The organism is Caballeronia terrestris (assembly GCF_001544515.1).
Classification (GTDB): Bacteria; Pseudomonadota; Gammaproteobacteria; order Burkholderiales; family Burkholderiaceae; genus Caballeronia; species Caballeronia terrestris.
In genome coordinates this window covers 1-6,052 of record NZ_FCOL02000148.1, presented here as the reverse complement: position 1 = coordinate 6,052, position 6,052 = coordinate 1, and the positions used below count along the sequence as shown (strand labels likewise).

At 59.9% G+C, this 6,052-nt stretch carries 4 protein-coding genes and 1 pseudogene; 4 read left to right on the top strand and 1 reads right to left on the bottom strand.

Annotated elements, in window-relative coordinates:
* The 4 genes from AWB67_RS41090 to rpoD all read left to right on the top strand — a co-directional run.
* The coding region (locus AWB67_RS41090) for a hypothetical protein (protein ID WP_374729874.1) at positions 1–385 on the top strand (385 nt) is incomplete at its 5' end.
* A gap of 660 nt (positions 386–1,045) precedes the next feature.
* Complete coding sequence (locus AWB67_RS34030; RefSeq protein WP_087660370.1) at positions 1,046–1,348, top strand: DUF4148 domain-containing protein; 303 nt, start codon at positions 1,046–1,048, stop codon at positions 1,346–1,348.
* Between the two features lie 320 nt (positions 1,349–1,668).
* Positions 1,669–3,171, top strand: coding sequence for a competence protein CoiA family protein (locus AWB67_RS34025; RefSeq protein ID WP_062642496.1), 1,503 nt, complete (start codon positions 1,669–1,671; stop codon positions 3,169–3,171).
* Positions 3,172–3,620: 449 nt separating this feature from the next.
* A complete protein-coding gene (gene rpoD, locus AWB67_RS34020) occupies positions 3,621–5,636 on the top strand; it encodes an RNA polymerase sigma factor RpoD (RefSeq protein ID WP_087660368.1) in 2,016 nt (671 codons plus the stop codon).
* A gap of 162 nt (positions 5,637–5,798) precedes the next feature.
* Here the strand turns inward: rpoD and AWB67_RS34015 are convergent.
* Positions 5,799–6,052: pseudogene (locus AWB67_RS34015) on the bottom strand (hypothetical protein); the annotation flags it as partial.

Here is a 6,052-nt window from a genome sequence, read left to right as displayed (position 1 = left end):
GACTTATTCCTGCACCGATTTCGTCGACGACGTACTCAATGACATGGTGATCCGAAGCTGGATCAAGCACGAGCAGTACGGGCCCGACGACCCGCAAGCTCAATGTGATGCGGTATTGGGCGCGATTAGGAACGCGGATGTGTCGCTGCGCCTCGCAGCTGACACCAAACAGTTCCACGCTGAGTTGCTTGATGCCGTCGAGACGCTGACCGGCATCGCTGAGGAGCGCGGCGAATTGGCGCTCGCCAACCTCGTCTACTTGCAGATGGCGATCTTGCAGGGCGGTGTGATCGAGCTCACTGGAGAACAGGCTAGTGCCTTCGCGTTTATCAGAGACCTGCCTTCAGGCGTTCGCTGGTGGCAGAACGTGAAGGTGACCGAGTAAGCGGCGCCCGATCGTCCTCAAATTTTTAACCTCGACCCCCGCGGGCAAGCGACCCGCTGGGGTCGCTCCGCACATCGTTCCGGATCATAGTCGGCTGAGCCGTCGACGCCGTAGTACTCCGCTAGGCCCGTCCAAGCCTGCGCGTAGCCGATCTTCTGGCCCCTGGCGCATTGCTCCAGCCACGGCGGGATCGTCGCGGCACCCCGTTTCGGGGTTTCACTCTGCCGCCGATGTTTACGAACGCCTTGGTTTCGACGTTCCGGATCCACGGTCGGACTTCGCCAGCGTGTGTCGGCGTGCCGGCGATGTAATCGATCGCCGCTTCCAGGTTGGCCAATCGTTGCGGCGATGCACCGACCTTCGCTGCTTCGAACATAAAACACTCCACACAAGCACTCGCTGTTCGATTCCCTTAGTTTTACCATCCATAACTCCCCCACGCCCGCGTTCCGCAGAGACGCGGGGAAAGCTATACTAGCCGCGGAGCATCGCTGCCTGGAACTCTCATACAATGATCAGGCGGCAAGCGCGCTGCGGCGATGCGCTGGGTTTCTCCTTAACCGAGTTTCACTGATCAATAGAATCGACTGAGTTTCCTAAAGCGCTTGACCATACTGTAAGTAGTCGGACGATGTCACTGGAACTATCATAGGAGTCGACATGAAAGCAAAGCTCAAGAGTATCGGCCTGTCGTTGATTGTGCTAGTTCCGGGCGTTTCCGGCGCATCTTTATCTTATGCTCAGGACGCCGGTTCGACCGCCACCGACGTGACAAATGCCGCGCCTACCACGAAAGCAGAAAAGAAGGCAGCTCGGAAACAGGCACGCGCGAAGAAAAATGCGGAGTTGAAGAAGCTCGAAGACGCGGGCTACAACCCTGGCAGAGGCAACGATACCCATTATCCGCAAGACATCCAAGACGCTCAGAAAAAAGCGGGTATCGCGCCGGGTGCGAGCCAGTAATCGGGGGCAGACGCGCTGTCTTCGATTGGCTTGACGGTGCGCTTTATCTGGTTGACCCGGGCTGCGGCCAGGATGCTTGCTGTAGTGACGTCGTTCAAAAGCTCTGTGAAGAAATTCTGAAAGCCACGTGTTTCCGCCGTACGCGTGGGGGCAGGGTGGTCGATGAAGATTCGCGTATCTCACTCCGGTGAGCGAGGACGCACGGCGAGAAAAACCGAGCGACTCCAGAATCCCGTCAAGCGATGAGCGGTGACGGGCAGCCCGTTATTAACACGCCAACGAAGTGCCACCGCCGCTATTCGGCGTTTCCGATATGTCGCGTGGCTCAGATTGAGCTGGGCTTATTCCGGGCAGCTTCAGAAACGACGAACACTGCGTCTCCTATTCACCACGCCTTTTTGCTGGAATTAGGAAAAGTTAGCAAATATGCGGTAAAACCGGGGCGTGCAACCCGACCGGTCGTGCTCATGTCCAACTCTGCGCATATTGTTTTCGCAAGAGACCAAGCGGCGAATGTGGCGGCCGCAAGCGATGTCTTTGCCTCGAGTCGCGCGGCATACTTCTGCGTTGCGTGTGGCATAGAACTGCAGCGCAAAGTTCCCAAGGGCGGCGTTCCCTACTTCGCGCACCCACACCGGGGTACGTGCAGGCTTGCTGCCCACTATGCGTTGCGCGCGGGCGCCCAACACGTGCTGCTGGAAAGCCGCTTCATCAAAGTGCCGCTCGCCGGTGGGGAGCAGGATACCACTCACGTTCGGAGCCGCCTCATCCAGTGGAGCGACTCAATAGCCGACATCGAGGTCGTTCATGTTCCGGTCGACTTTCTAGCCGAGACCGCAGACGGTCAGCTGATCGTGGAATTCTCCATCCCTGGGCTGCCTCCAACGGTGCCTGTCGAACGGATCGAGAAGCTCAAGGTGCCAGCGCTGGTCGTCAACCTGCCGGACCCTTCCCACATCCAGGGATGGGCAGACTTGCGGCAGTGCGTGCTTCACTCGGTTGAGAACAAGCGTTGGATCTTCCCTCTCGAGAGGGCGCTACGACACTCGCCGCGGCTGCCGTGCGACGAGCGGGACCGCGTGTCTATGTCGGGTCGCGCTGACGACCGGGCGCCTTCGTCCTGGACGTCGCCTCTTGTTTTTGCTGACAATGCCGTCTATCGGCAATTGAACCACACGGAACAATTGGGGCTGCTGGAGGCCCAAATGGCACTGTCTTGTGACCGGTGGCCCCCCGAGGTCGACATCGAAGTCCCCGCAGAGGAAACGTTCGGCGTCGATCGTCGCGTCTGGCAGGCCGATGCGTTCGGTTACTTTGTTTTGCCAGCCAGCACCGATTCCGCCGTACGCGAAGTTGCTTTATTCGACGTGCTGCAGTATCTCAGCGAGCGTTATTGGGTCAACCCGGGCCGAGAAAAGGCCGCCAACATAGCGGTGTTTCGTTATCTGCAGGCTCTGGTCGAGCGGGGTGCGCTCGTGCCGTTGATCGAGAACATCGAGACGCCGAGCTACCTGGTGCCGGCCCGCGGGACGCCCGCTGGCGCCAACGACCTCACGTGGGTCGCGAATGCGACGCTGTCGGCAAGCCAGTTGCGCGTGCTTTCGGTCCAAGCTGGGTTTAAGGTTCCAATCGAACTCGTTCAGGAGCTTCTTGAATCGTTCGATAACTGCCATCCGCATAGTCCGGTGAGCAAGTACGCCGTGATGCTCGCCCGGAAGCTGCACGCTCCGTCACGAAGCGTAATGGCATTTTTGAGGGACGCTGGTCTAGTAGTTGAAGGGCCGTCAAGGCTCGCCGCGGCGGCGCAGAAGGCGTTGTTCTGACACTGCAACTGTTGTTAGCTCACGAGCAAACGACAAAGCACACGACAGCGATCCGTCGCCGCACCGGTCACTGATCGGGCGGACGCCCGCGTCGAACCGCCGGATTGGCGGAAGGAAGAAGCCGAGGAACAAGACCGACATCGCGAGAGCAAACGGCACGATGATGGCTGATATGCGTGGTCCGCACGCGAAGCAGGGGCGTTGCGTTCGAGTGAAATCACTCGATTGGTGCATCGCAGCAATTCATGATATTATTTTAGACTCTGCTTTTATTGCGCTGCTGCTATCGCGCTATTCCAACCGGCCGGTTCATGTCAGCAGGCCGCGTTCATTGCTCGTTGCGATCCTACGAGTCGCGCCCATCTGCCGCCATGATTGTCCGTGGCTCGTCGGCCGCGGTACCGATAGTCGTCGGCCTCATCGCCGGGCAAACCAGTCGAGGAGAATGTATGGCAAGTTTTGATCGGGAAGATTCAGGACCAGACACGGCCGCATCTCTGCCGAAGGCTTCGGCCCGGCGCGCTTCGAAGACCAAGGCAGCTGCCGCCTTGCTGCCGATGGACGCCGCGGCGACCGCGTTGCAGGACGAAGAACGGCAGCGCCAAATGCGCGCCCTCATTCAACTGGGCAAGGAGCGCGGCTACCTGACTCACGCTGAAATCAACGATTACTTGCCGGACAACTTCGCGCAGACTGCAGCGATCGAGACGATTGTCGGCACCTTCAATGACATGGGCGTCGCGGTCTATGAGCAAGCGCCTGACGCCGAGACGCTGCTCCTGAACGATGCCGCGCCGGCCGCCGCGTCGGACGACCAGGCGGACGAGGAAGCGGAAGTCGCGCTCTCCACCGTCGATTCTGAATTTGGGCGCACGACCGATCCCGTGCGCATGTACATGCGTGAAATGGGTGGGACCGAATTGTTGACTCGCGCGGGCGAGGTTGAGATCGCCAAGCGCATCGAAGCCGGGCTTCACGAAATGATTCAGGCGATTGCGGCATGCCCGGCAACTGTCAGTACGATTTTGGCCAGCGTGGAGCAAATCGAGGCGGGTGAACTGCGCATCGACGAACTGGTCGACGGTCTCAATGAAGACTCCGCGGCGGGCGATCCGCCGGTGTCAGACGCGGATGATTCAGCCGTCATCGACACGGACGGTGCCGATGGCGACGACGAGGAGGGCGAGCAGGACGGCGACGAGGACAGTGAGATCGAGGAAGAGGATCCGGCGAAGGCGAACGAAGCGCGTCTGCAACAGCTTACGAGCGACAGCCTCGCGATATTTGCGCGAGTGCGCGAGCTGTTCGATCAAATTCCACACACCGACGCTGCAGAAGGCAAGGGCGCGACAGCCTTCGCACTTATAGGCGAAGCGATCCAGCGCGAACTGGCGCCGATTCGTTTCACGGCGCGGACCATCGACCGGCTTTGTGCGGACGTGCATCAGCAAGTCAAGCATGTACGGGCGGTAGAACGCAGCATCTTGCAAATCGCCGTCGATCGCTGCGGGATGCCGCGGGAGAAGTTCGTGGCGTCATTTCCGGGGCACGAAACCGATCTTGGCTGGACTGAGACCGCGACCGCGTCCTCGCATGAGTACGGCGCTGCGCTGGAACGCAGTCTGCCAGCGATTCAGGCCGAGCAGCAGAAGCTGATTGATATCGAAGCGAACGCGGTACTGCCGCTGCAACGGTTAAAGCAAGTCAACCGGCAGATGATGGCAGCCGAATCGAAAATGCGTCAGGCGAAACGCGAGATGATCGAGGCGAACCTGCGCCTTGTGATCTCGATTGCGAAGAAGTACGTGAATCGCGGCATGCATTTCCTGGATCTGATTCAGGAAGGAAATATCGGCTTGATGAAAGCCGTCGACAAATTCGAATATCGACGCGGCTGGAAGTTTTCGACCTACGCGACGTGGTGGGTGCGGCAAGCCGTCACGCGTTCGCTGGCGGATCAGGCGCGCACGATTCGCGTGCCGGTGCACATGATCGAGTCAATCAACAAGCTTAATCGCATTTCGCGCGAGATTTTGCAGCAGACCGGACAGGAAGCTCATCCTGCGTTGCTCGCCGAGCGCATGGAACTGCCGGAGGCGAAGGTTCGGGACATGTTGAAGGTCGCCAAGCAACCGGTATCGCTTGAGACGCCGGTGGGCGAGGACGCCGACGCGACGCTTGGCGATATGATCGAAGATCCGATGGCGGCATCGCCTGCGGATGCGGCTGTGCACGCGAACCTGCGCGCTGCGATCGACGAGGCGCTCAACGCGCTGTCGCCGCGCGAGGCGAAGGTGCTGCGCATGCGTTTCGGTATCGATACGGCGTCGGATTGCACGCTTGAAGAACTCGGCAAGCAGTTCGATGTAACGCGCGAACGGATTCGGCAAATCGAGAGCAAGGCGATGCGAAAACTAATGCACCCCAGCCGGGCCGACAAGCTCCGGCCATTCCTCGACCAGTGAATCCTGACGTGCGAGTCGGCGCGCCGAGTTGTATCGAACGACGACCCGCGATCTTTAGTCGGCTCGTCGGCGCGCGCCCGACGCCGCATCGCTAAAAGCCTCTACACGCCTCGCCCGGCGGAGTGGGTAAAAAAGGGTCAACGCACGTCGATACCCGGCTCTCTACAGCAACACTGCCTGCTGCAACAACTCGAGTGCTTTCATTTCGTCCAGTCGGCCGGTGCGCGCCTTGCCTGCCAGCGTCTTGATCAGCGCCTCCGCGACCGGTTCAATCCCTACGAGGTTCTCTAGGCTGGTCACAGAAGTGAAGGGCCGCGGTATCAGCTGAGGCGGAACCGCAGCGATTGCTGTCTGCTCGGGCGCGACTGGACGTGGGGTGTTGTTCTCCCCACGTAACGGATTGGCGATCGCAGGAG